The following is a 25,705-nucleotide window of genomic DNA, read 5'->3' as shown; positions in this document are numbered from 1 at the left end:
ATGAGGCTTCTCTGAAGCGCAAGCGCCTTAGCCCTGACCATCGGACGACTTTTTCTGCTGTGCAATAGTTCGCCCCATGAGTTCCGCCGCCGCCAACGTCCGCATCGTCAAGGGCGCCTGCCCGCATGACTGTCCCGATACCTGTGCCCTGAAGATCACCGTCGAGAACGGCCGGGCGATCAAGGTGCAGGGTGCGGCCGAGCATGCCTCCACCCATGGCGCGCTGTGCACCAAGGTCTCGCGCTATCCCGAGCGCACCTACCACCCGGAGCGCCTGCTGCATCCGCTCAAGCGGGTCAGCCGCAAGGACGAAGCACCGCGCTTCGAGCCGGTCAGCTGGGACGAGGCGCTGGACGACATCGCCGCCCGGCTCAAGAGCATCGCCGCCCGCGACCCCGAGGCCATCGTTCCCTACAGCTATGCCGGCACCATGGGCCTGATCCAGGGCGAGGGCATGGCGGCGCGCTTCTTCAACAAGCTGGGTGCCTCGCGGCTGGACCGCACGATCTGCGCCTCGGCCGGCGCCGAAGCGCTGAACCGCACCTATGGTCACCGGCTGGGCATGCATCTGCGCTTCTTCGCCGAGAGCCGGCTGATCCTGATCTGGGGCAGCAATTCCATCGCGTCCAACCTGCATTTCTGGACCTATGCCAACCAGGCCAAGCGGAGCGGCGCCAAGCTGGTCTGCATTGATCCGCGCAAGACCGAGACGGCCGACAAATGCCACCAGCACATCGCCCTGCTGCCCGGCACCGACGGCGCCCTGGCCCTGGGCCTGATGCATGAGCTGATCGCCAACGACTGGCTGGACCAAGACTACATTGCCCAGCATGTCGAGGGCTGGGAAGCGCTGCGCGAGAAGGCCCTGCAGTGGCCGCCCGAGCGCGTGGCCGAGGTCTGCGGCATCACGGCCGACGAGGTGCGCGGCCTGGCCCGCGACTACGGCACGACGAGCCCGGCTGCCATCCGCTTGAACTACGGCATGCAACGAGTGCGCGGTGGCGGCAATGCGGTGCGCCTGGTGGCTCTGCTGCCTTGCCTGACCGGCGCCTGGCGCAACCGGGCCGGCGGCATGCTGCTCTCAAGCTCGGGATGGGCGGCTCCGTTCAAGAACATGAAGGCGCTGGACAAGCCCGAGCTGCTGGCCGGCCGCGACCCCCGCACCATCAATATGAGCACCATAGGCGACGCCCTGCTGGCCGAGGCTTCGCCTTCGTTCGGCCCGGCCATCCAGGCGCTGATCGTCTACAACAGCAACCCGGTGGCGGTGGCGCCCGAGTCGCCCAAGGTGGTCAAGGGCTTCCAGCGAGCCGACCTGTTCACCGTGGTGCTGGAGCACTTCATGACCGACACGGCCGACCTGGCCGACTATGTGCTGCCGGCCACCACGCAGCTGGAGCATCTGGACGTGCACACCAGCTACGGCCATACCTCGGTGCTGATCAACGAGCCGGCGATCGCGCCCGAGGGCGAGTCGCGGCCCAATACCGAATTCTTCCGCCAGCTGGCGCGGCGCATGGGCTATGACGAGCCCTGCTTCAGCGAGAGCGACGAGGACCTGGCCCGCCAGGCCTTCACCGCCGAGATCGACTTCGAGGCCTTGCGCGAGCAAGGCTGGCAGGACCTGCCGCTGCCGGATGCGCCTTTCGCCAACGGAGGTTTCCGCACGGCCAGCGGCAAGGCCCAGGCGGCGGGCGCCGACTTCGTGCCCAACTACGAGAGCCGTGCGACCAGCCCGGAGCTGGCCAAGCGCTTCCCGCTGGCCATGATCTCGCCGCCGGCCCGCAACTTCCTCAACAGCAGCTTCGTCAACGTCAAGAGCCTGCGCGACATCGAGCGCGAGCCGCTGATCGAGATCCACGCCACCGATGCTGCGGCACGCGGCATTGCCGACGGCACGATGGTGCGAGCCTTCAACGAGCGCGGCAGCTACCTCTGCAAGGCCCAGATCAGCGAGCGGGCCCGGCCCGGCGTGGTCAATGGCCTGGGCGTCTGGTGGCGCAAGCTGGGGCCGGGCCATTCCAACGTCAACGAGGTCACGCACCAGCGCCTGACCGACATGGGCAACGCACCCAGTTTCTACGATTGCCTGGTTGAAGTGGCGCTGGCGTGAAGCGTCGTTGGTTGGTGCTGCCGCTGCTGGCCGTGCCGCTCGCCGGCTGCGGCCAGCTCGGCTATCTGAGCCAGTCGCTGGGCGGGCATCTGCGCCTGGTGGGCGCGGCCAGGCCGGTGGACGAAGTCCTGCAGCAGCAAGACCTGGCCCCCAGGCTGCGCGAGCGGCTGCTGCTCAGCCAGCGCATGCGCGATTTCGCGGTCAGCGAGCTCAGGCTGCCCGACAACAACAGCTACCGCCGCTATGCGGACCTCAAGCGCAGCGCGGCGGTCTGGAACGTGGTGGCCACGGCCCCGCTGTCGCTGGAGCTCAAGACCTGGTGTTTTCCCATCATGGGTTGCGTGGGCTACCGCGGCTATTTCGACGAGGCCGAGGCCAAGGAGTTCGGCGTCGGCCTGAGGGAGCAAGGCCTGGAGACCCTGGTCTACGGCGTGCCGGCCTATTCGACGCTGGGCTGGAGTTCCTGGCTGGGCGGCGACCCCTTGCTCAACACCTTCATCGGCTATCCGGAAGGCGAGCTGGCGCGCATGGTGTTCCACGAGCTGGCCCACCAGGTGGCCTATGCCGGCGACGACACCGGCTTCAACGAGGCCTATGCCACGGCCGTGGAGCGGCTGGGCGGCGAGCGCTGGCTCAAGCTCCATGCCACCGAGGCCGAGCGGGCCCGTGATGTCCGGGCCCAGAAGCAGCGCGCCGAGTTCCGCGCGCTGGTGGCGCCCTACCGCGAGCAACTGCTCAAGCTCTATGCCGGCCGCGAGGCCGACAAGCCGGCGCGCAAGGCCGAGATCTATGCCGCCATGCGGGCCGACTACCAACGGCTCAAGCAGCTGTCCTGGGCCGGCGATTCGCGCTACGACCGCTGGTTCGCCGAGGCCAACAATGCCAGCCTGGCCCTGATGTCGGCCTATGACGAGCTGGTGCCGGCCTTCGAGGCCTTGTTCCATCGGCTGAGCGACGACTGGCCGCGCTTCCATGCGGAGGTCAGGCGCCTCGCCGCGTTGCCCAAGTCCGAGCGCCGCGCTGCACTGGCCGCATCACAATAGGTCCGACAAGGAGACGAAGACATGGCCGACATCCACATCCACCGCGACCACAGCCTGGGCCTGGCCAAGGCCAGGGAGATCGCCTGGGCCTGGGCCGAGCAGGTCGAGGCCAAGTTCGACATGGAATGCACCGTGCTGGAAGGCAAGACCAGCGACACGGTGGAATTCACCCGCTCCGGGGTGAAGGGCGAGCTGATCGTTGCGCCGGACCACTTCGAGCTGAGTGCAAAGCTGGGCTTCCTGCTCGGCGCCTTCAAGTCGACCATCGAGAACGAGGTCCAGAAGGAACTCGACAGCCTGCTCAAGGCTTCGACCAAAAAGAAATAGCCGGCCCTGAGGCCGGCTTTTCTCGGTTGCCTGCGAAGGCTTATTTCAGGCCTTCGATCAGGTCTATGTACTGCTGCATCGCGTCGTCTGCCGACGTGCCCTTGAGGCCGTCCCAGGCATCGAACTTGGCGCGGCCCACCATGTCGGTGAACCCGGGGCGCTTGCCTTCGCAGTCGCCTTCGCTGGCCTGCTTGTAGAGCGCGTAGATCTTGAGCAGGGTCATGTTGTCGGGGCGTTCCGGCAGTTGCTTGGATGCTGCAACCGCGGCTTCGAACTGTTCCTTGAGGCTCATCGTGTCTCTCTCCTGCAAATACGTGGTGACAATCGGGATGGACGCCGCCGATGTTAACCAGCATCGTCTGGTGAATCGACTCTAGATCGACCCCTGATCGACGACACAGGAGACAGCCTTGGCCCCAATGATCGAACGGATGTCCAAGGTCGACACGGCCTGGCTGCGCATGGACACCGAGTCCAACCTGATGATGATCGTCGGGGTCTGGACCATTCGCCCCAGGATCACGCTGGCGCAGCTGCGCGAGCGGGTCGAGGCCCGGCTCTTGCAGTACACGCGCTTCCGCCAGAAAGTGGTGGAGGACGCGCTGGGCGCGCAATGGGTGGAGGACGAGGACTTCCAGATCTCGCGCCACGTGGTCCAGGAGGTGCTGCTGCCCATGCGCGGACAGAGCCAGCTGGAGACGCTGAAGGAGAGGGTGGGCGAGCTGGCCGCTCAGCCGCTGGACCCGAACCATCCGCTGTGGCAGTTTCAGATCATCGAGGACCTGGACGGCGCCAGCTACCTGATCGCCCGCATCCACCACTGCATCGCCGACGGCATCGCCTTGATCTCGGTGATGCTGTCCATCACCGATGGCGGCAAGGCGCCGCCCAAGCGCCAGCAGCAGCCTCGCGACGACCAGGACTGGCTCACCGACACGGTGCTCAAGCCCTTCAGCGACATGACGGTCAAGGCCATAGGCCTGGCGGGTGCGGGCGCCGGCAAGTCGATAGCGACCATGATCAATCCGCCGCATCCGCTGGACAGTTCCGTGGAAATGGCGCGCATGGGCTACCAGGCAGTCAGCGACGTGGCCGCCTTCGCGCTGATGCCGGACGACTCCCACACCCGGCTCAAGGGGAAGCCAGGCGCGAGCAAGCGCGTGGCCTGGGACAACGGCCTGCCGCTGGACGAGGTCAAGGCGGTCAGCAAGGCTCTCAACACTTCGATCAACGACGTGCTGCTGGCCTGCGTGGCCGGTGCCATCGGCGCCTATCTGCGCGACAAGGGCGACGACCCTTCCGGCCAGGAAATCCGCGCCATGGTGCCGGTCAATCTGCGGCCGCTGGAAAAGGCTTACCAGCTGGGCAATCGTTTCGGCCTGGTACCTCTGGTGCTGCCGATCGGCATCGCCAATCCGGTCGAGCGGCTTTATGCGGTGCGTGCGCGGATGCAAGAGCTCAAGGGCAGCTTCCAACCCATCATGGCCTTCGGCCTGCTTTCGGTGGCCGGCCTGCTGATCAAGCCGGTGCAGCATGCGATGCTGAACATCTTCGCCAAGAAGGCCACGGCAGTGATGACCAATGTGCCGGGTCCGGCCCAGGCCCTGAAGTTCTGCGGCTCCGAGGTCGAGCGGGTGATGTTCTGGGTGCCGCAGTCGGGTGACATCGGCATGGGGGTCAGCATCCTCACCTATGCCGGCAAGGTGCAGTTCGGCCTGATCACCGACAGCGGGCTGTGCCCCGATCCCGAGGCCATCATCGAGCGCTTCGCACCCGAGTTCGAAAAGCTGCTGTGGCTGGCCCTGATGCTGCCCTGGGGCGAGGACGCGGTCTAGATCCGGTGGGCGACGCGGGTCATCACGCGCGCTGCCATCTTCATCAGCTGTGGCACCGGGGTCGGCAGGACCATGGCACCGGCTGCCTGGGCATGCTCGGCGTGCTGGGCCTCGTCGATCTTCATCTGGGCCACGACCTCGCGCGAGGGCAGATCCTCGGCCGGCAGCCGCTCCAGGTGCGAGGCCAGGTGCTGTTCGACCTGGCGTTCGGTTTCGACCAGAAAGCCCAGGCTGACCTTGTCGCCGGCCAGGCCGGCCAGGGTGCCGAGCGCGAAGGCGCCTCCGTACCAGAGCGGGTTGAGCAGGCTGGGTCGGTCACCCAACTCATCCAGGCGCTGCCGGGTCCAGGCCAGGTGGTCGATTTCTTCCTTGGCCGCCTGATCGAAGGCCTCGCGCAGGATCGGGTCGCTGCACACCAGGGCCTGGGCCTGGTACAGCGCCTGGGCACAGACTTCGCCCACATGATTCACCCGCATCAGCGCGGCGGATTCGCGACGCTGGTCTTCGCTCAGGTCGGCCCGGCTCGAAGCCGGCGATGGCCTGGAGCCTGGCGGCTTGGCAAACACGGTCCGCAGTCCGTGGTCCAGGGCGCTCAGCAGTCGGTCGGAGGCGGGCAGGGCGGGGCGGGACATGGCGGGGCAACAAGCTGACGACGCGGGCAGTTTAAGTGCGTCGACCGGGCACCTTCTCCCGGCCCGGCCTGCAGTTCGATATGACGATTTCGTGAGTGCCGCGTGTCGTTGTCGGTCGGCAACGAAAGCCCTTTGTCATAAATCCTTGATGGCGAACCTAGGGTTTGCTCTGGTGCAATAGCGTCAACTTCAGCTGCGGCTCACGACAGATCAGGGCGTCGCCGCGGTAGTTGAGGCCAACTGTGCCGTTTTCGTACATCAAGGAGCTACATCAAATGAAGAAATCGATCCTGCTGGGCGCGGTCCTGGCTTCGCTGGCCGGCGCTGCGGCTGCCCAGTCGACCGTGACGGCCTTTGGCGTCGTCGACCTGGCCATGCGCCAGGCCAAGTCCAGCGGCAAGACGTTGAACCTGCTGGCCACCGACGGCAACTCAAGCAGTCGTCTGGGCTTCCGTGGTACCGAAGATCTGGGCGACGGCCTGAAGGCCAATTTCTGGATTGAAGCCGCGCTGGCCGCCGACGTGGGCACGCAGGGCAGCGACACCGCCCGCTTCTGGAGCCGCCGCGCCACCGTGTCTTTGAGCGACAGCAAGCTGGGTGAAATTCGCCTGGGTCGCCACAAGACCGCTGCGCGCCTGGTGATCGACGGCTTCACGCCGTTCGAGACGGCCGGTATCGCCGACATCTCCAAGGTCTACTCGCTGCTGGGCAGCGCGGCCGACACGCTGAACCGCGCCGACAACCAGGTCGCCTACAACCTGCCCGACAACCTCGGCGGCCTGTATGGCACTTTGGAAGTGGGCGCCGGCGAAGGTACCGACGGCAAGAAGTACAAGTCGGCCCGACTGGGCTACAAGGATGGCGCACTGAACATCGCTGGCGGCCTGGCCGATACCGATGCAAAGGCTTCCAGCTACAAGCTGAACGTCATCGGCGCTTCGTACAACTTCGGCCCGGCCACGGTCCAGGCGACCGTCGGCAACACCAAGTTCAACGCGGCCAAGCAGTCGATCTACACGGTCGGCGTGATCGTGCCGGTGGTCGGAGACTCGTCGTTCCGTGCGCACTACGCAAGCAGCAATGCCAATGCAGCAGCCGAGGCACTGTCGGGTGTGGGTGACATCAAGCTGCTGACCCTGGGCTACGTGCACGCAGTCTCCAAGCGCACGGCGCTGTACATGACGGTCGCCGAAATCAAGAACAGCGGCAAGAGCGCCGTGGCCATCGCCGGTTCCCCGACCGTCACGGCCGGCCAGAAGTCCAGCGCCTTTGACGTCGGCCTGCGCCACAGCTATTAAGGTTAAAGTCGCCGACCATCGGCGCCAGAGATCGAGCTGCCCAGTGCGGCTCTTTTGCTTTCTTGTTTGGGCGCTGGGCGCCCGGGACCTGACTGTTGGCGGTCTGCAACAGGCAAGTTGGCGGCATTAGCTTGTGGCGTGGAGAATGCGCCTCGGACCTCTTTTCAGCAGGAGACACTTTGATGAAGAAACTTTGCCTGGCCGTTAGCATCCTGGCCGCCAGCACCAGCGCCGCCTGGGCCCAGTCCAGTGTGACGATTTACGGCATCCTGGATGGCGCCGTGCGCTACACCACCAATTCCGGCCCCACCGCCGCGACCAAGGCTGCTTCGCTGTCTCAGATGGTCGGTGGCGGCATGTCGCAGAGCCGTCTGGGTGTCAACGTGGTTGAAGACCTGGGCGACGGCCTGAAGGCCCTGGCCAGCATGGAACACCGCCTGCTGCTCGACACCGGCACGTCCGCCGGTGCCGACTTCTGGCGTCAAGCCTGGGTGGGCCTGCAGTCGAACAACTTCGGCCGCATCACCCTGGGTCGCCAGTACAACCTGCTGTTCGACGCTGCAACGTCGACCTACGCTTCGTTCAAGTACTCGCCGTACATCGAAGTGTTCAAGCCGGAAATCGGCATGGCCATCACCGCTCGCCAGAGCAACATGGTCAAGTACCTGGTTGAGTCGGGCGGCCTGCGCTTCGAAGCACAGGTGAGCGCCGGTGAAAACGGTGGCGACGCCGCCACGATCGGCCAAGGCAAGTCGATGGGCGGTATGGCCCGTTACGCTGTTGGCAGCTTCGCCGGTGCCTATGTCTGGCTGCAGTCGGAAGACAAGAGCGGCAAGAAGGTCACGGCTCAGACGCTGGGCGCCAGCTGGACCGACGGTCCCCTGTACGTCAACGTCGCCTGGGCACAGAACAAGTTCGAAACCGGCTTTGATCCGGCAGTGAACGCTGGTCTGCTGGGCACGGTCTACACGGCTATCGGTACCCGTACGGCAGTTGCCACGGGCGCTGCTGCCAAGGTTCGTGACCTGTATTCCGCTGGCGTCACCTATCAGCTGACCCCTCAGCTGAACGTGGGTGCCCAGGTCTGGAAGGGCAAGCAAACCGGTCTGGCTTCGGGTGCTGACGGCGTGATCGACGCCATGGCCTTCGTTGCCGACTACGCGCTGTCCAAGCGTACCGACGCTTACGTCGAGTTCGACAACTTCCGCGCCAAGGGCAACCTGACGCTGGCCAACACCGCGCTGACCCGCACCGGCTACATGGTCGGCCTGCGTCACCGCTTCTAATCCCTAAAGGGATTGCGTCGGTGCAAACCGATGCCGCAACGGGCCGCGAGAGCGGCCCGTTTCTTTTTGTGCGTCGTGCATGGGCGCGTGCCGCGACTGATTGGGAGCTGGCTTGAGCAGGTTGTTGCTGTCTTTTCTGCCGCTGCTGCTGGCGGCTTGCGCTTCGCACGATCCGAAGCCGGACAAGCAGGCGGCAGCTTCGGTGACGGCCGAATTGCCTGACTGGTCGGTCCGCGAACTTCCCGGAAAGCGACAAACACGCTATGGCCTGGCGAACCGGGCTGGCCGAGCCTGCTTGCTGGCCGAAGCCAATCAATCGGCCAGCCTGCTGCGTCGGCCACTCGATCTGGATCCGCAACAGCTGGGCCGTGTTGAGTTTGATTGGTGGATCGCGCCCGACGCCTTGCTCGGGCACGCCGCCCATGAAGAACCCCTGGACGACGCACCGGCCCGGCTGGTCCTGGCCTTTGGCGGCGAGGAGGGGCGACTGTCCATGCGAAATCGCATGCTGTTCGAACTGGCCCGAACGCTGACCGGCGAAGCGCCGCCCTATGCCACCTTGATGTATGTCTGGGATGCCAAGGCCGAGCCCGAATCCGTCATCGTCAATGCGCACAGCGACCGGATCCGCAAGATCGTCGTGGGCTCCGGGCGGTCAACCGGGGCCTGGAAGCGGTTCAGCCGAGACATCGCCTCGGACTTTCGGAAGGCCTTCGGCGAGGAGCCCGGGCGCCTGGTGCAGGCGGCCGTGATGACTGATGCCGACAACACCAAGAGCCGGACCGAAGCCTGCTACGGCCGCCTGCAGTTCCTTGACCCACAGCAGCGCGAACTGCCTGGCGGCATGAGCTTCTGAGCATTTCGTTCGCAGGCCCTTGCATCGGGGCTAACCCGCTTGGCTGCGCGTGAGGCGCTGCGACATGATTCGCGCCAGCGGTGAGGCTGGCCGGTCGCCGTGATTCGATAGCCCTGGCTTTCTCGACGACATGCTTGTCTTCATTCTTCGCCGGCTGGTCCAGGCCCTGATCGTCATGCTGACGGTGGCCTTTCTGGCCTTCATGCTGTTCCAGTATGTCGGCGACCCCGTCACCAACCTGTTAGGACAGGACGCCACGCAGGAGCAGCGCGACCAGCTGCGCCACGACCTGGGCCTGGATGCGCCGTTCCCGGTCCAGTTCGCGCACTTCGTCGGCAACGCCGTGCAAGGCGAGTTCGGCATCAGCCTGCGGCAGGGGCGTAAGGTCTCCAGCCTGATCGCCGAGCGGCTTCCGGCCACCTTGGAATTGGCGCTCAGCGCCGGTCTGATTGCGCTGGGCCTGGGCATTCCCTTGGGGGTCTACGCAGCCTTGCGACGCGGTCGCTTCGGTGCCCAGCTGCTGATGATGATGTCTTTGCTCGGCGTCTCGCTGCCCACTTTCCTGATCGGCATCCTGCTGATCCTGGTGTTCGCCGTGACCCTCAAGTGGCTGCCCAGTTTTGGCCGCGGAGAGGTCGTGGCCTTCGGAACCTGGAGCACCGGCTTGCTGACCGCTGACGGCCTCAAGCACCTGCTGCTGCCGGCGCTGACTCTCTCGGTCTACCAACTGACGCTGATCATGCGCCTGGTCCGTGCCGAGATGCTTGAGGTGCTGCGAACCGACTACATCCGCTTCGCCCGTGCCCGTGGCCTGAGCGACCGGGCCGTCTACTTCGGCCATGCGCTGAAGAACACCCTGGTGCCGGTGATCACCATCACCGGCCTGCAGCTGGGCTCGCTGATTGCCTTCGCCATCATCACCGAGACCGTGTTCCAGTGGCCGGGCATGGGCCTGCTTTTCATCCAGGCCGTGCAGTTCGCCGATATCCCGGTGATGGCGGCCTACCTGTGCCTGATCTCGTTCATCTTCGTGACCATCAATCTGCTGGTCGACCTTCTCTATTTCGCCGTCGATCCGCGCCTGCGCGTCGAGGGCAAGGCCGGGGCTCATTGACGATGGCGCAGACCAAGTCGCCCGGCGCCTGGCGCCGCTTCCTCGACGGAGACCTCTGGTATTCCTTCCGTCGCTCGCCGGTGGCCATCGTCGCCGCCCTCATCGCCCTGACCTGCCTGGTCTGTGCGCTCTTCGCGGAGCGCCTGGCACCGCACAACCCGTTCGACCTGGCCACGCTGGAGTTGATGGATGCGAGGCTGCCGCCAGCCTGGATGGAGGGCGGCAGCACCAAGTACCTGCTTGGTACCGACGACCAGGGGCGGGACATTCTCTCGGCCCTGATGTATGGCGCCCGCATCTCGCTTTTCGTGGGCCTGGCCTCGGTCTGCCTGTCCATGCTGATTGGCGTGAGCCTGGGCCTGCTGTCGGGCTTCGTCGGCGGCCGGGTCGATGCCTTCATCATGCGGGTCTGCGACGTGATGCTGTCCTTCCCGTCCATCCTGATCGCGCTGCTGATCGACGGCATCGGGCGAGCCCTGTTCCCCAACGCGCATGACACGCTGGCCTTCCTGGTGCTGATACTGGCCATAGCGCTGTCGGGCTGGGTGCAGTACGCGCGCACGGTGCGCGGGGCAACCCTGGTCGAGCGCAACAAGGAATATGTGCAGGCGGCCCGCGTCATCGGCGTGCCGCAGTGGCGCATCATGTTCCGTCATGTGCTGCCCAATGTGCTGGGGCCGGTGATGGTGCTGGCCACTCTGCAGGTGGCGGCAGCCATCATCACCGAGGCGACCTTGTCCTTTCTCGGCGTTGGTGTGCCGCCGACCAGCCCCTCGCTGGGCACCCTGATCCGCATCGGCAACGATTTCCTGTTCTCTGGTGAGCTCTGGATCACGATCTGGCCAGGCCTGATGTTGGTGCTGATCTCTCTGAGCGTGAACCTGCTGGGCGACTGGCTGCGCGACGCCTTGAATCCGAGGTTGCGCTCATGAGCCGCGAGCCCTTGCTGGAAGTCCGCTCGCTGCGGGTCGAGTTCCCGACGCGCCGCGGCACCTTGCTGGCACTGGACGACATCAGCTTCGAGATTGCGCCGGGCGAAGTGCTGGGCGTGGTCGGCGAGTCAGGTGCCGGCAAATCGCTGACCGGCGCGGCCATCATCGGCCTGCTCGATCCGCCGGGCCGCATCGCCGGTGGCGAGATCCGCCTGGCCGGCGAGCGCATAGACCAGCTGACCGAGGCCAAGCTGCGCCAGATCCGTGGGCGCCGCATAGGCGCCATCTTCCAGGACCCGCTGACCTCGCTGAACCCGCTGTACACGGTGGGGAGGCAGTTGATCGAGACCATCTGCACCCATTTGCCGATGAGTCGTGCACAGGCGCGTGAGCGAGCCATCGACCTGCTGCGGCAAACCGGCATCCCGGCGCCAGAAGCCCGCATCGACCAGTACCCGCACCAGTTCTCTGGCGGCATGCGCCAGCGCGTCGTCATTGCCCTGGCCCTGGCCGCCAAGCCGCAGCTGATCGTGGCCGACGAGCCGACGACGGCGCTCGACGTCTCCATTCAGGCGCAGATCATCGGCTTGCTCAAGTCGGTCTGCAAAGAGCAGGGCGCTGCGGTCATGCTGGTCACGCACGATATGGGCGTGATCGCGGAAACCTGCGACCGCGTGGCCGTGATGTACGCCGGCCGCATCGTTGAGATCGGGCCTGTGCAGGAGGTCATACATCGACCGGCCCATCCCTACACGGCTGGGCTGATGGGGGCCATTCCCGCCATGGACCAGGACCGTGAGCGCCTGTTGCAAATCGATGGGGCAATGCCGCGGCTCAATGCGATTCCCAAGGGCTGCGCCTTCCATCCGCGCTGCGAGCGTGCCATGGCTCGATGCAGTGAGCAGAGGCCGGAGCTGATCGATGCGGGAGCGAGTCTTGCGGCTTGCTGGCTGCACGATCAAGAGGGGGCCAAGCCATGAGCCGCCCATTGATCGAAGTAGTGGATCTGGCCAAGACCTTCGAGGTCTCGGCGCCCTGGTTGAACCGCGTGGTCGAGCGCAAGCCGCGGCAGTTCGTTCATGCGGTCGATGGCCTGTCCTTCAGCATCGAGAAGGGCCACACCCTGGCCCTGGTTGGCGAATCGGGTTGCGGCAAGAGCACGGTGGCTCGCCTCCTGGTCGGCCTGTATCAGCCGAGCCGGGGCTCATTGAGCTTCGATGGTCTGGACCTTGGTGCCACGCTGGGCTCCAAGGCCGCGCCGGCCTTGCGTCGGCGCATGCAGATGATCTTCCAGGATCCCTATGCCTCGCTGAATCCGCGCTGGCAGGTTCAGCAGATCGTGGCCGAACCCTTGCTGGAACATGGCCTCATGCGCAAGGGACAGGTCTTGCAGGACCGGGTGGACGAACTGCTGCGCATGGTCGGCCTGTCGGCGGCCGACCGGCAGAAATTCCCGCACCAGTTCTCGGGCGGCCAGCGCCAGCGGATCTCGATTGCCCGTGCGTTGGCCACGCAGCCCGAGTTCCTGGTCTGCGACGAGCCCACCTCGGCGCTGGACGTTTCGGTGCAGGCCCAGGTCCTCAACATCATGAAGGACCTGCAGCGCAGCCAGGGCCTGACCTATCTGTTCATCTCGCACAACCTGGCGGTGGTGCGTCACGTGGCCGACCAGGTCGGCGTGATGTACCTGGGCCGCCTGGTGGAATTGGCGGACAAGGCCGAGTTGTTCGCGCAACCCCGGCACCCATACACGCGCATGCTGCTGGACGCGATTCCCGACATTGCGATGTCAGGCCGCAGCCGCACGCCGGTGCAGGGCGAAGTGCCCAATCCCTTGAATCCGCCCAGCGGTTGCAGCTTCCATCCGCGCTGCCCGCATGCCAACGCACGCTGCCAGGCCGAGCGGCCGGCCATGCAGGAACTCAAGGGGATTCGCGTGGCCTGCCACGCGGTCGAGGAAGGTCGGATCTAGCGCGCTAGCTGCTGCGGTGCCGACGCCGCGGAGCCTGGCTTGGCCGGCTTGTCGTCGGACAGGACCAGAGGTCCCTTCTGGCCGCAGGCCGCCAGCACCAGCAACAGGGTCAAGCCCAGGCCCAAGCGGCCAAGACCTACACTTCCGTTCAGTTCTTTGTTCAGCTCCATTCGAGGAAGTTTATCGGCCATGACCGCCTCTCTTGTTGCCACGCCCCTCAGCGATATCGATTACCAGACCAGGACGCGGGCGCTGCTGGACCGGGTCGAGGCCACAGTAGACGCCTGGCTGGACGAGGACGTGATCGACATCGACAGCCACAGGACCGGCGGCCTGCTGGAGCTGAGCCTGCCGGGCGGCAGCAAGATCGTGCTGAACACCCAGCCGCCCTTGCAGGAGGTTTGGCTGGCGGCGCGCGGCGGCGGCTTCCATTTCCGCTACGTGGACGGGCAGTGGATAGAGCGCGAGGGCCGCGAGTTCCATGTCGTGCTGTCCGAGCAGGCCAGCGCCCAGGCTGGCCAAGCGCTGAGCTTCGTCAACGCTTGAACAGATCCAGGATGCTCTTCTTCTCGGCTTCGCTCACCGGTTGAGGTGCCTTGGCCTCATCGTTGGCCAGGGCCTTGACGCCGGTATGGCCGGTGTATTCGTCGTAGTACCACTCTCCGTTGAGCTGCACCACGCCTTCGGGCGCCGCCGCTTCTGACACCGCGGTGTTGCGCAGCGCGAAGCCCATGTACTCGATCCACACCGGCAGGGCCAGGCCGCCGCCGGTTTCGCGGTCACCCAGCTTGCGCGGCTGGTCATAGCCTATCCAGACCACGGCCACCACTTCTTCCTGGTAGCCGGCGAACCAGGCGTCCATCGAATCGTTGGTCGTGCCGGTCTTGCCGTAGATGTCGGGGCGCTTGAGTGCCGCTTGCGCCTTGGCGGCTGTGCCGCTGCGGGTCACTTCCTGCAGCAGGCTGGTCATCATGAAGGCGTTGCGGGCGTCGATCACGCGCTTGCTTTCATCGACCACCGGCTCCGGCGCCTGGTAGAGCAGCTTGCCCTTGTTGTCGGTCAGCTTGCTGATCAGCTGTGGGGTGATGCTGTGGCCCCCATTGGCGAAAACTGCGTAGCCCTGTGCCATCTGCATCGGCGTGACCGAGCCGGCGCCCAGGGCCATGGTCAGGTAGGCCGGATGCTTGTCGGCCTCGAAACCGAAGCGCGTGATCCAGTCCTGTGCGTAATGGACGCCTATGGACTGCAGGACGCGGATCGACACCATGTTCTTCGACTTGGCCAGCGCCCTGCGCAAAGGCAGCGGGCCGTCGAACGTGCCGTCGTAGTTCTTCGGTTCCCAGGGCTGACTGCCGGTCGTGGTGGCATCGAAGAACAGCGGCGCGTCATTGACCACGGTGCTGGGCGTGAAGCCTTTTTCCAGCGCCGCCGAGTAGATGAAGGGCTTGAAGCTGGAGCCCGGCTGGCGCCAGGCCTGGGTGACGTGGTTGAATTTGTTCTTGTTGAAGTCGAAGCCGCCGACCATGGCGCGGACCTGGCCGTTGCGCGGGTCCATGGCAATGAATGCGCCCTCGACTTCGGGCAGCTGGGTGATGGTCCATTCATCCTTGCCGGCCTTGCCGACCGACTTGATGACGCGGATCACCGCGCCGCGGCGGATGCGGGTCTTGGGGTTGCCTTTCTCGGACAGGCCGGAGGTGGCGGGTCGCAGGCCTTCGCCGACGATGGTGATGGCCTCACCATTCAGCAGGGAGGCGACGACCTTCTTGGGATCGGCCTCCAGCACCACGGCAGCCTGCAGTTCGTCGTTGTCCGGATGGTCGGACAGCGCGTCGGCGATGCGGGCATCCAGTTCCTTCTGCTCGGCTGGCAGGTCCACATAGGCTTCGGGCCCGCGATAGACCTGGCGGCGCTCGAAATCCATGATGCCGCGGCGCAATGCCTTGTAGGCCACGCTCTGCTCATCGGCGCGCAGCGTCAGATAAACGTTGAGGCCGCGCGAATAGGTCTCGTCGCCATACTGGCTGTGAATCAGCTGGCGGGCCGCTTCCGCCACATATTGAGCCTGCGACGGCGATTCGCTGAGCTGGCGGTAGCGCAGCACCTGGGCCTTGGCAGTGGCGTGCTGCTCGGCCGTGATGTAGCCGTTGTCCAGCATGCGGTCGATGATGTATTGCTGGCGTACCTTGGCCCGGCGCGGGTTGTTGATCGGGTTGTAGGCCGACGGGGCCTTGGGCAGGCCGGCCAGCATCGCCGCCTCGGCGATCGTCACCTGCTTCAGCGGCTTGCCGAAATAGACCTCGCTGGCCGCCGCAAAGCCATAGGCGCGGTGGCCCAGGAAAATCTGATTCATGTAAATCTCGAGAATCTGCTCCTTGCTCAGCGCGCTCTCGATCTTGAGCGCCAGCAGAATCTCGTAGATCTTGCGTGTCAGGGTTTTCTCGGTGGACAGGTAGAAATTGCGGGCAACCTGCATCGTGATCGTCGAGGCGCCCTGGCTGCGGGCTTCGCCCACATTGGCCAGGCCGGCGCGGATGACACCCAAATAGTCGACGCCACCATGCTGGTAGAAGCGGGCATCCTCGATCGCCAGCACCGCCTCTTGCATCACCTTGGGAATCTGGGCGATTGGCAGATAGTTGCGGCGCTCTTCCCCGAATTCCGCCAGCAACACCCCTTCGGCCGACAGCACGCGCAACGGCAGCTTGGGCCGGTAATCGGTCAGGCCGGAGATATCCGGCAGGTTGGGATAGGCCAGCGCCAGCACCATGCCCAGCACCAACGCCCCGGCAAAACTGGCGGCGGCCCCCAGTCCGAGAAACCAAAGCCCGGTTCTTGCGGCCCAGTGCAGCTGAGGGGGGGACGGCGTGTCACTGGACTTGGCTTCGCTCATGGGGCTCCGTTTTGAGTCGGGCGATTATAGGAAGGGGTGCCCCCGCGATTCTGTTCGTGAGATGCGTCACGTCAGGTCTTGACAAGGTCCGCCGGGCGGTGGTTTTTGTCCCTTTATTGAACGAGCCCGCGTGTATGTTTAGCAACGCGGCGTTACTTGCTGTGACCGGATTTCTTTGAAGCGTCATAGGCTTTGCTGCTAGCATTCAAGTAACTTATTAATAAGTCCGGCGCAGGTTTGCGCGTTTGGGGATACGCGTCATGGGAATACTAGACGTACTGCTGGGGCGCAAGCACCCGCCCATGATCGGCCTGGATATCAGCTCGTCCAGCGTCAAGCTGGTGGAGTTGAGCCAGAACGCCAGCGGCGAGATGGTGCTGGAGCGTTTTGCATCCGAGCCGTTCGAAAAAGGCTGGATTGCCGACGGCCAAATCGAGAAATTCGACGAGGTGGCCGATGCCGTGCGACGGGTGGTTGCCCGCAGCGGCACTCGCACCCGGGATGCCGTCCTCGCCATGCCGCAGTCTGCGGTGATCACCAAGAAGATCATGCTCCCCGCCGGTCTGCGCGACGAGGAGATGGAGATCCAGGTCGAGGCCGAGGCCAACCAGTACATCCCCTTTTCACTGGACGAAGTCAGCCTGGACTTCTGCGTGATCGGACCCAGCCCGACCTCGGTCGGCGACGTCGAGGTGCTGATCGCCGCGTCCCGCAAGGACCGGGTGCAAGACCGCCAGGGTCTTGCTGAAGCAGCCGGTTTGCGCCCCGTGGTTCTTGACATCGAATCGCATGCCTCGCGGATGGCGATGGGGCGTCTGATCGATGCCCTGCCGAATCAAGGCAAGGACGCGTTGGTGGCACTGTTCGAGATCGGCGCCGACACCACCAGCCTCAAGGTGCTGCGCGATGACGAGATGCTCTACGACCGCGACCAGGCCTTTGGCGGTTCGCAACTGACCCAGCTGATCTCGCGCCAGTACGGTTTCTCCTTCGAGGAGGCTGAGGCCAAAAAGCTGGCCAACGACCTGCCGGAAGACTACGAGGTTGCGGTCCTGAACCCCTTCGTCGATAGTCTGTCGCAGGAAATCGGACGTGCCCTGCAGTACTTCTTCACCAGCACGCCACACCACAAGGTTCACTACGTGATGCTGGCCGGCGGCACGGCCACCGTGCCGGGGCTGAAGGAACGGGTGACCGAGCTGACCGGATTCGCCTGCATGATCGTGAACCCGTTCGAGAACATGGGCATGGGTTCGGCGGTGCGTGAGCCCAAGCTGCGCCGCGAGGCCCCGTCCTACCTGACCGCCTGCGGTCTGGCGATGCGGAGGTTCTACTCGTGATCCTGATCAACCTGCTCCCGTATCGCGAAGAAAAGCGCAAGCGCCGCAAGCAAGCCTTCTTTGCGGGCATTGGCGTTTCCGCCGTGCTCGGCCTGCTGATCGTCGGCTTCGTCTACCTGCTGCTGCAGCACATGACGAGCGAGCAGCAACGCCGCAACAGCTACCTCAGCGCCGAGATCGCGCGGCTGGACCTGCAGATCAAGGACATTGCCAACCTCAAGGCCGAAATCGAGGCTCTGCAGGCCCGGCAAAAGGCGGTCGAAGGCTTGCAGACCGATCGCAACACGCCGGTCCATCTGCTGAATGAGCTAGCCCGGTTCACGCCCGAAGGCATCTACCTCATCAGCATCAAGCAGGCCGAGAAGGTGGTGACCGTGGTCGGTATCGCCCAGACGCAGGAACGTGTTTCCGAGTTCCTGCGCAATGCCGGCAGCGGGTCGGAGTGGCTGGAGAAGGCCGACCTGGTCGAGATCAAGCAAGCCAATCTGACCACGACCTCGCGGGACCAGCGACGACTGTTCGAGTTCTCGATGAAGGTGTCGATCAAGACGCCGCAGGTCGAGCCTGATGCTGGCGCCAAGAAGGGCGCGCCGAACAAGGCCTGAGCACATGGCAAGCAAGAACATCAATATTGACGTCAATGCCTGGTTCGAAGGTGTCGCGGAGCAGTTCCGCGGCCTCAATCCGAACGAACCGGGTCAATGGCCGGTGCTGCCCAAGCTGGCGGCCTTCATCACCGTCGTCGCGCTGGTCTGCGTTGCAGGCTGGATGCTCGCGCTGTCCGATGCGCAGACCGGGCTCGATGCGGCCAAGGACGAAGAACCCAAGTTGCGCGATCAATATCTGGCCAAACTGAAACAGGCAGTGAACCTGCCCGAGCTGCGCAAGCAGAAGAGCCAGGTCGAGGAATACGTGCTGCAGCTCGAGAAGCAACTGCCGAACAAGGCCGAGATGGACGCCCTGCTGTCCGACATCAACCAGGCCGGCCTGGGGCGCGGCCTGCAGTTCGAGCTGTTCAGGCCTGGTCAGGAAGTCATGAAGGACTACTACGCCGAAAAGCCGATCAGCCTGCGCGTCTCGGGCCGCTATCACGACATAGGTTCGTTCGCGGCCGACGTCGCCAACCTGTCGCGCATCGTGACCCTTCACAACCTGGCGGTGGTCGTGCCTGCGCCGACCAAGGATCAGCAGAGCGGCAATCTGAGCATGGAAGCGACGGCGCGGACCTACCGCTATCTGGATGCCGCCGAGGTGGCTGAGCAGAAGCGTGCCGCGGCCAAGGCGGCGAAGAAGTGAGGTCGGCGATGACGACGATGCAACAAGCAAGACCGCGTTGGCTGGCACCGCTGCTGCTCGGGCTGAGCCTGGCAGGCTGTTCGGCCGATATGGACGAGCTGCAAGCCTGGATGAAGACCGAAGCCGGCAATGCCAAGGCCAGTGTTCCGCCGCTGGTGCCGCCCAAGAAATTTCTGCCTCAGCCCTATGAGGCCATGGGTGGCGTCGACCCCTACAGCACACAGAAACTCAGCGTGGCGGTCAAACAGGAAGCGAGCCAGCCGAACTCGCTGCTGGCGGCCGAACTGAACCGCCGGCGCGAGCCGCTCGAAGCCTATCCGCTGGACAGCATGAGCATGGTCGGCAGCCTGACACGGCAGGAGCGCCGCTACGCCCTGGTGAAGGTGGATAACCTGCTGTACCAGGTCAAGGTGGGTGACTACCTCGGCCAGAACTTCGGCCTTGTCAAACAGATCAGCGAGACGGCCATCACCTTGCGGGAACTCGTCCAGGACGCGACCGGCGACCAGGTGGAGCGCATCACGACCCTCCAGCTTCAGGAGAAGGGACGATGAGAACAATCAGTCAGGAGATCTCCAGGATGAATCGTTGGCGCGCATGGGCCTTGACGCTCACTACCTGCATGCTGCTGCCGCTCCAGGCCTGGGCACAGAACAGCATCAAGTCGATCAACAGCGTCCAGCAAGCCGGGACCGAGGTCGTTCGCATCGAACTGGCGCAGCCATTGACCGAGGTGCCACGCGGCTTCACGGTGCAGACGCCGCCGCGGGTCGCGATCGACCTGGCGGGCGTCAGCAACGATCTGGGCCGATCGCTGATCGAGATCAACCAGGGCAATCTGCGCACCATTGCGGTCGCGCAGGCCGGTGAGCGGACCCGGCTGGTGCTGAACCTCCGTCAGCCGGCAGGTTATCGCGCCGAGATCCAGGGCAATGCCCTGGTTTTGTTTCTGGAGAACAGCACGCCGACGGCCGTGACCGCCTCCGGTACCAGCGAGCCGGTGCACTTTGCGCAGTCGCTCAACGCCAGCCCGCAATCGCTGCGTGAGATCGATTTCCGCCGCGGCCAGGATGGCACGGGCCGAGTCATCGTGAACCTGCCCAGCAACCAGGTGGGCGTGGACATCCAGCAGCAAGGCCAGTCCCTGGTCGTCGAGTTCCTGCGTTCGACCCTGCCGGAGGCCCTGCGTCGCCGCCTCGACGTCACCGATTTCGGCACGCCGGTGCAAGCCATCTCGACCAACCAGGTCGGTGACCGGGTTCGCATGGTGGTCGAGCCCAAGGGGGCCTGGGAACACAGCGCCTACCAGACCGACAACCAGTTCGTCCTCGAAGTGCGGCCTCAGAAGGTCGATCCCAACAAGCTGGTGCAGGGCCCTGGCTTTGCTGGCGACAAGCTGTCGCTGAACTTCCAGAACATCGAAGTGCGAGCCCTGCTTCAGGTGATCGCCGACTTCACCAATTTCAACGTGGTGACCAGTGACACCGTGACCGGAAGCGTCACGCTGCGACTCAAGGACGTGCCTTGGGACCAGGCGCTGGACATCATCATGCAGGCCAAGAACCTGGGCCTGCGCAAGACCGGCAATGTGCTGCTGATCGCTCCCAAGGACGAACTGGCGGCCAAGGAAAAGATGGAGCTCGAGGCCAAGGCTCAAATTGCAAACCTCGAACCGGTGCGTACCCAGGCCTTCCAGCTGAACTACACCAAGGCCGAGGAAGTGGCCAAGGGGCTGACGGGCCAATCCACCAGTGGCAGTGGTGGCAACAGCGGTGCCGCTACGACACGCATCCTGTCACCCCGCGGCAGCGTCATTTACGAGACGCGCACCAATCAGCTCTTCGTCAGCGACATTCCGTCCAAGCTGGAAGAGATCCAGGCCATGATCGCCAAGATCGACATCCCGGTGCGCCAGGTCCTGATCGAGGCCCGCATCGTCGAGGCGGACGACAAGTTCGGTCGTGCGCTGGGTGTCAAGCTGGGCAGCCAGGATTTGCGCGGCATCCAGGGTGGCATCCCCGGCTACAACCTGTCCGGCAACAACTACCTGACGCTCGGCGGCAACTACAACGCCGTGGGCGCGCAAACCGGGCAAGGCGTGGCGCAAAGCTATGCCAACAGCCAGTTCGTCAATTTGCCGGCCAATGTCTCGTCCGATACCTTCGGCGGCGCCAACCCGGTCTCGTTTGCGCTGTCTCTGTTCAGCGCGGCGTCCAACCGCTTCCTGAACCTGGAGCTGTCGGCCCTGGAGGCGGACGGCAAGGGCAAGATCGTGTCCAGCCCGCGTGTCATCACGGCTGATCAGGTGAAGGCCCTGATCGAGCAGGGCGAGGAACTGCCCTACCAGGTGGCCACGGCCAGCGGTGCCACGTCGATCGCGTTCAAGAAGGCCGTGCTCAAGCTGGAGGTCACGCCGCAGATCACGCCGGAAGGCAATGTGATCATGAACGTCGACGTGAACAAGGACAGCCGGGGCACGCTGACGCCCCAGGGCTATGCCATCAACAACAAGCATGTGCAGACGCAGGTGCTTGTGGAGAACGGCGGCACGGTCGTGATCGGCGGCATCTTCACGCAAGACGAACGAATCGACGAAAGCAAGGTGCCGCTGCTGGGAGACATTCCGATCATTGGCAACCTGTTCAAGAACAAGTCGCGGATTTCGAGCAAGACAGAACTGCTGATCTTCCTCACCCCCAAGGTGGTGACGGAACGAGCCGTGGTGAAGTGAGTCGGCACGGCGACGCGGCATGGCAAGTGAATCCAATGGCTTGAGGGAGATTCCGACGGCAAGTGCGTCGGTTCCGATGGAGATATGAGATGAAGATGGTCGCTGCACTGGGTCGAGGCTGGTTTGCGCGCATGGCGCTGCTGCTGCTGACCGTATTGATGACTGCCTGCGGCGGAGGCGGAGGATCGGCGGGCACGCCGGTGCTGGGTGGGGGTGGTGGCGGTGGTACTGGCGGGACCGGCGCGACCGCCACGGACCTGGCCCTGGTGCTGAGCACGGCCAGCCTGCCGACCGACGGCTCGGTCAAGTCGGTCGTCACGGTATCTGCGCTGGATTCGAAGCGCAACACGGTGGCCGATGTTCCTGTGACCATCAGCGTCAACAGCAACGCGATCGCGACGCCCAGCGGCACCAAGACCGATACGACCGGTTCAATGACGGCCTCGATCAGCATTGGCTCGGACCAGTCCAAGCGGACCATTACGGTCACGGCCACCAGCGGGTCCATCACCCGGACGGCCACGATCGACGTCGTGGATCCGACGCCCGGCGGCAATGCAGGGCCTGTGCTCGATGTGGCGATGTCCTCGACCTCGGTGACTGCCTTGCTCCCGAGTACCGCCACGGTGACGGTTCGTTCGGCCGCCGGCGTCGGCTTGCCCAACGTGGTGGTCAACCTGGCGACGGCCCGCGGCAACCTGGCGCAGCTGTCCAGCAGCTCCGTCCTGACCAATGCCAGTGGCGTGGCAACGCTGACGGTTTCTGCCGGCAGTTCAGGCCTGACCGGGGCCGACGAACTGCTGGCATCGGCCACGGTGAGCAGCGTGCAGGTCAGCGGCCAGCGTGGTTTCACCGTCGAGGGGGCGGCGCCCACCCTGACGTTGGGCGCCACCACGACCACGCTCAAGACCTCCACGGGCGCGGTGGCACTGCAGGCAACGGTCCGCGATGCTCAAGCCAAGCCGGTGGCCGGCCGTTTGGTCAGCTTCGTCTCCAAGACCGGGGGTGTCAGCTTCGGCAACACAAGCGCTCTGACCAATGCCTCGGGTGTCGCATCGACCACGATGCTGCCCAAGGACGGCGCGACCACCTCGGCCGACGTGGTGCAGGCCAGCGCGTCGGTGTCCGGCAAGGACCTCCTGACCGAACTCGGTGTGCAGATCGTCGGCGAGAAGCCATCGGTCACGCTGACGCTCAGCAATTCCCTGATTTCGAGCACGCAGCCTGCGACGGCCGTTGCCGTCGTGAAGGATCCGACCGGCGCCATCGTCAAGGACGCAGTGGTCAGCTTCTCATCCCAGTACGGCCTCGTCAGCTTTGATGCTTCGACGGCCAAGACCGACGGCACCGGTGCAGGCTCGGTCGTCATCAGTCCGCGTGTAGGTGCCAGCGGGGGTGACGTGGTCGAGGCCCGCGTCACCGTGGGTGGCGTCGCCGTGCTGGCGCAAGCGGCCCTGCAATTGGCGACCAGCGGTTCCTCAGGCATTCCGGTGCTGCAGCTGACGCTCAGCTCGGCCTCCATCAGCGCGGCCGTGCCCGCCACCGTGACCGCCCATCTAACGGACAGCCGTGGCGCCGTGGTGGCCGGTCAGGTCGTGACCTTCACGGTCATCCGTAGCCTGGCCAAGACCAATGTTGCAACTGCACTGACCGACGCCAATGGCGACGCCATCGTTGTGATGTCGCCCACCAGCACCTCGTCGGCTGGTGCCGACGAGATCAATGCAACGGCGACCTATGCAGGCACCAATCTGCAGGCAACCAAGGGCTTCCAGGTCCAGGCGACCGATGTATCCATCAACAGCCTGACGCCGCTGCTCAGCCCTCTCTCGGCCTACGGTCAGACCACGCTGACGCTGGGCCTGTCCGGGGCGAGCGTGACCTCGCCAGTCAAGCTGACGCTCAGCTCCTCGTGTACCGCTCAGGGCAAGGCCAGCCTGTCGCCGTCGACGCTGTCGGCCACCAGCAATACCGTCACCATCCAGTTCCGCGACAACGGCTGCGGTGCGGTCCAGGCCTCGGACCAGATCCAGGCGGTGATTGACGGCACGGCGGCGACCAGGTCGCTGACCCTGCCGATCGATGCGCCGGCCGCGGCCAGCCTGGCCTTTGTCCAGGCGCTGCCCGAAGCCATCTATCTGAAAGGATCCGGCTTCACGGAGTCATCGCTGGTGACCTTCGAGGTTCGTGACGCTGCAGGAAACCCCCTGCCCAACCGCGTGGTCGAGATGCGGCTGCAGACCGGTGCTGGTGGCGTGATCATGGAGGGGCATGGCGTCGAGGCCGTCGAACCGCCTTCGGCCAATCCGTTCACGCAAACTTCCAACGCCCTGGGTCGGGTGTCGGCCCGCGTCAACTCGGGCACCCAGCCGACGCCTGTGCGTATCCACGCCAAGCTCCAGGGCTCGTCGCCGGCCATCGCTACGGTGTCCAGCAATCTCAGTGTGGCAGTCGGCTTGCCCTCGCAGGCCAACTTCTCGCTGTCGCAGGGCACCAAGAACATCGAGGGCTATGGCATCGACGGCACGCCCAACACCTATCAGATCATCGCCTCCGACCGCAGCGGCAACCCGGTGCCGGCGGGCACCTCGGTGAACTTCGTGACCGAAGGCGGCCAGATCGAGGCAGTCAAGCAGATCCAGCAGGTCAATGGCATCGCCCGTCTCACGGCCAACTTCGTGACCTCGCAGCCCAAGCCTGACGATGGTCGTATCACGGTGATCGCCTACGCGCTGGGTGAAGAATCCTTCATCGACCTCAACGGCAACAACGTCTACGACCTGGGCGAACCGTTCCAGGACCTGGGCAATATCTTCAAGGATAGGTACTACAACAACGACCCGACCGGCAACGAGTTCATCAGCCTGACCATCAACAACAAGAATGCCTGCGTCGCACCTCCCGCGACCATGTTGCTGAGCGCCTTCACGCCTTCCGTGGCAGGCACGTGCGACGGGGTCTGGAGCGGTGCCGGCCAGGTCTATGTGCGGCGTGCTATCGAGACGGTGCTGTCGACCTCTGAAGCGCGGCCACTCTGGCCTACTGATGCATCTGCAACCATTGCCAAGAACGGGCCGACCATCAGTCTTGCGACCGATGGCGACCCGGCCAGGCCGAAGACGACCTTCAGCGTGGTGGACAGTCTCGACGTGGTTTGCACCACTGCCAAGACGGGAAGCTTCCAGATTCTGGCGGCCGACGCCAATGCCTATCGACTCAATCCTATGGCGGCAGGGACGGTGATTTCGTCGTCGACGCCGACCCAAGGTTTTGCGAGCTCGGTGATTGGAGGCAGCCCGGTCGCCAGCACGCTGGATGCCTCCAGGGCAACGGTCAGCTATGCCTTCGATACGGCTAGTGAAGGGCTGGTGGCGATCGCGTTCAAGTCGCCGGGTGGTCTGACCACGACCGTGACGCTGAACGTCGTCAAAAAGGCCTCGTGCCCCTGAGACTGGCTCTCGTAGGCATGCCCGGCGGTGGCAAGTCCACCGTCGGCAAACAACTGGCACGTCAACTCGACGTGCCTTTTGTCGATTCGGACGCCGAAATCGAGAAGCGGATCGGCTGTTCGATCAAGGAGTTCTTTGCCCGGGAGGGCGAAGAGGCTTTCCGGCTGATCGAGAGCGAAGTCATCGCCACGCTGCTGAGTCATGAGCAGGAGATGGTGCTGGCCACCGGTGGTGGCGCTGTGCTGCGCGAAGAAAACCGCCAATGCCTGCACGAACAGGCCACGGTGATCTATCTGCGCTCCACGCCGGAAGAGCTGTTCCGCCGGCTTCGCCATGACACGACCCGGCCTTTGCTGCAGGTGAAGGATCCGATGGGCAAGCTGCGCGAACTGTTCGGCCAGCGCGACCCGCTGTATCGGCGCACCGCCCACTATGTGCTGGAAACGGGCCGACCCTCGGTCCACGGCCTGGTCAACATGGTGCTGATGCAGTTGGAACTCGCCGGCCTGGTCAGCCCCACGCGTGTCAAGGCCTCGGTCGGTGCCGAGCGAGACGTCTAAGGCATGCAGTAGCGGCCCGTACACTCCG

General features: G+C 64.6%; 23 protein-coding genes. 19 read left to right on the top strand and 4 right to left on the bottom strand.

The window, feature by feature from the left end; all coding sequences use genetic code 11:
* Positions 1-76: 76 nt before the first annotated feature.
* The 3 genes from QT382_RS16855 to QT382_RS16845 are packed head-to-tail and all read left to right on the top strand — an operon-like array spanning position 77 to position 3,483.
* On the top strand, positions 77-2,113 hold the full coding sequence (locus QT382_RS16855; RefSeq protein WP_289255243.1) for a molybdopterin-containing oxidoreductase family protein: 2,037 nt from the start codon (positions 77-79) through the stop codon (positions 2,111-2,113).
* Entirely contained in the window at positions 2,110-3,156 is a 1,047-nt protein-coding gene (locus QT382_RS16850) for an aminopeptidase (protein ID WP_289255242.1), read from the top strand. The genes QT382_RS16855 and QT382_RS16850 overlap by 4 nt, the downstream gene beginning before the upstream one ends.
* A 21-nt stretch (positions 3,157-3,177) precedes the next feature.
* Positions 3,178-3,483, top strand: a complete 306-nt coding sequence (locus tag QT382_RS16845) for a polyhydroxyalkanoic acid system family protein (protein WP_289255241.1) — start codon at positions 3,178-3,180, stop codon at positions 3,481-3,483.
* A 40-nt stretch (positions 3,484-3,523) separates the two neighbouring features.
* Here QT382_RS16845 and QT382_RS16840 read toward each other — a convergent pair whose 3' ends face one another.
* A complete protein-coding gene (locus QT382_RS16840) occupies positions 3,524-3,775 on the bottom strand; it encodes an acyl-CoA-binding protein (RefSeq protein ID WP_289255240.1) in 252 nt (83 codons plus the stop codon).
* Between the two features lie 127 nt (positions 3,776-3,902).
* Between QT382_RS16840 and QT382_RS16835 the strand changes: the two genes are divergently transcribed.
* On the top strand, positions 3,903-5,318 hold the full coding sequence (locus tag QT382_RS16835; protein ID WP_289255487.1) for a wax ester/triacylglycerol synthase family O-acyltransferase: 1,416 nt from the start codon (positions 3,903-3,905) through the stop codon (positions 5,316-5,318).
* On the opposite strand, the gene coq7 is transcribed toward QT382_RS16835, so the two are convergent.
* Positions 5,315-5,950, bottom strand: a complete 636-nt coding sequence (coq7, locus tag QT382_RS16830; protein ID WP_289255239.1) for a 2-polyprenyl-3-methyl-6-methoxy-1,4-benzoquinone monooxygenase — start codon at positions 5,948-5,950, stop codon at positions 5,315-5,317. The genes QT382_RS16835 and coq7 overlap by 4 nt on opposite strands.
* 275 nt (positions 5,951-6,225) lie before the next feature.
* Here coq7 and QT382_RS16825 point away from each other — a divergent pair, with 275 nt between their 5' ends.
* The 7 genes from QT382_RS16825 (at position 6,226) to QT382_RS16795 (ending at position 13,408) form a co-directional block, all read left to right on the top strand.
* On the top strand, positions 6,226-7,248 hold the full coding sequence (locus tag QT382_RS16825; RefSeq protein ID WP_289255238.1) for a porin: 1,023 nt from the start codon (positions 6,226-6,228) through the stop codon (positions 7,246-7,248).
* A gap of 182 nt (positions 7,249-7,430) precedes the next feature.
* Entirely contained in the window at positions 7,431-8,534 is a 1,104-nt protein-coding gene (locus QT382_RS16820; protein ID WP_289255237.1) for a porin, read from the top strand.
* A gap of 112 nt (positions 8,535-8,646) precedes the next feature.
* Positions 8,647-9,390 carry a DUF3047 domain-containing protein gene (locus QT382_RS16815; protein ID WP_289255236.1) on the top strand — a complete coding sequence of 248 codons (744 nt, stop codon included), beginning with the start codon at positions 8,647-8,649 and terminating at the stop codon, positions 9,388-9,390.
* A 130-nt stretch (positions 9,391-9,520) separates the two neighbouring features.
* The gene (locus QT382_RS16810) at positions 9,521-10,504 is read left to right on the top strand and encodes an ABC transporter permease (RefSeq protein WP_289255235.1); all 984 of its coding nucleotides are present in this window, start codon (positions 9,521-9,523) and stop codon (positions 10,502-10,504) included.
* 2 nt (positions 10,505-10,506) lie between these two features.
* Positions 10,507-11,436, top strand: coding sequence for an ABC transporter permease (locus QT382_RS16805; RefSeq protein ID WP_289255234.1), 930 nt, complete (start codon positions 10,507-10,509; stop codon positions 11,434-11,436).
* Positions 11,433-12,416, top strand: coding sequence for an ABC transporter ATP-binding protein (locus QT382_RS16800; RefSeq protein ID WP_289255233.1), 984 nt, complete (start codon positions 11,433-11,435; stop codon positions 12,414-12,416). The genes QT382_RS16805 and QT382_RS16800 overlap by 4 nt, the downstream gene beginning before the upstream one ends.
* Positions 12,413-13,408 (top strand): ABC transporter ATP-binding protein, encoded by a 996-nt coding sequence (locus tag QT382_RS16795; protein WP_289255232.1) that lies wholly within the window; start codon positions 12,413-12,415, stop codon positions 13,406-13,408. Before QT382_RS16800 ends, QT382_RS16795 begins: the two co-directional genes overlap by 4 nt.
* On the opposite strand, the gene lptM is transcribed toward QT382_RS16795, so the two are convergent.
* A complete protein-coding gene (gene lptM / locus QT382_RS16790; protein ID WP_289255231.1) occupies positions 13,405-13,599 on the bottom strand; it encodes an LPS translocon maturation chaperone LptM in 195 nt (64 codons plus the stop codon). The genes QT382_RS16795 and lptM overlap by 4 nt on opposite strands.
* Here lptM and cyaY point away from each other — a divergent pair.
* Positions 13,598-13,954 (top strand): iron donor protein CyaY, encoded by a 357-nt coding sequence (gene cyaY, locus QT382_RS16785; RefSeq protein WP_289255230.1) that lies wholly within the window; start codon positions 13,598-13,600, stop codon positions 13,952-13,954. The two genes, lptM and cyaY, sit on opposite strands and share 2 nt — an antisense overlap.
* Here cyaY and QT382_RS16780 read toward each other — a convergent pair.
* Positions 13,944-16,301, bottom strand: coding sequence for a penicillin-binding protein 1A (locus tag QT382_RS16780; protein WP_289255229.1), 2,358 nt, complete (start codon positions 16,299-16,301; stop codon positions 13,944-13,946). The genes cyaY and QT382_RS16780 overlap by 11 nt on opposite strands.
* Before the next feature lie 260 nt (positions 16,302-16,561).
* On the opposite strand from QT382_RS16780, the gene QT382_RS16775 reads away from it, so the two are divergent.
* The 7 genes from QT382_RS16775 (at position 16,562) to QT382_RS16745 (ending at position 25,677) form a co-directional block, all read left to right on the top strand.
* The gene (locus tag QT382_RS16775; protein WP_289255228.1) at positions 16,562-17,641 is read left to right on the top strand and encodes a pilus assembly protein PilM; all 1,080 of its coding nucleotides are present in this window, start codon (positions 16,562-16,564) and stop codon (positions 17,639-17,641) included.
* The gene (locus QT382_RS16770; protein ID WP_289255227.1) at positions 17,638-18,246 is read left to right on the top strand and encodes a PilN domain-containing protein; all 609 of its coding nucleotides are present in this window, start codon (positions 17,638-17,640) and stop codon (positions 18,244-18,246) included. The genes QT382_RS16775 and QT382_RS16770 overlap by 4 nt, the downstream gene beginning before the upstream one ends.
* 4 nt (positions 18,247-18,250) lie before the next feature.
* The gene (locus QT382_RS16765) at positions 18,251-18,937 is read left to right on the top strand and encodes a type IV pilus inner membrane component PilO (protein ID WP_289255226.1); all 687 of its coding nucleotides are present in this window, start codon (positions 18,251-18,253) and stop codon (positions 18,935-18,937) included.
* A gap of 89 nt (positions 18,938-19,026) precedes the next feature.
* Positions 19,027-19,491, top strand: a complete 465-nt coding sequence (locus tag QT382_RS16760) for a pilus assembly protein PilP (RefSeq protein WP_289255225.1) — start codon at positions 19,027-19,029, stop codon at positions 19,489-19,491.
* Positions 19,492-19,559: 68 nt separating this feature from the next.
* The gene (locus tag QT382_RS16755; protein ID WP_289255224.1) at positions 19,560-21,668 is read left to right on the top strand and encodes a type IV pilus secretin PilQ; all 2,109 of its coding nucleotides are present in this window, start codon (positions 19,560-19,562) and stop codon (positions 21,666-21,668) included.
* An 89-nt stretch (positions 21,669-21,757) separates the two neighbouring features.
* Positions 21,758-25,117, top strand: a complete 3,360-nt coding sequence (locus QT382_RS16750) for a hypothetical protein (RefSeq protein ID WP_289255223.1) — start codon at positions 21,758-21,760, stop codon at positions 25,115-25,117.
* A complete protein-coding gene (locus QT382_RS16745) occupies positions 25,114-25,677 on the top strand; it encodes a shikimate kinase (RefSeq protein WP_289255486.1) in 564 nt (187 codons plus the stop codon). Before QT382_RS16750 ends, QT382_RS16745 begins: the two co-directional genes overlap by 4 nt.
* Positions 25,678-25,705: the final 28 nt, after the last annotated feature.

Origin of the sequence: Pelomonas sp. SE-A7 (assembly GCF_030345705.1) — a bacterium.
Lineage (GTDB): Bacteria > Pseudomonadota > Gammaproteobacteria > Burkholderiales > Burkholderiaceae_C > JAUASW01.
Note: the sequence above shows the minus strand (reverse complement) of the source record. Positions and strands in the feature narration are given on the sequence as shown.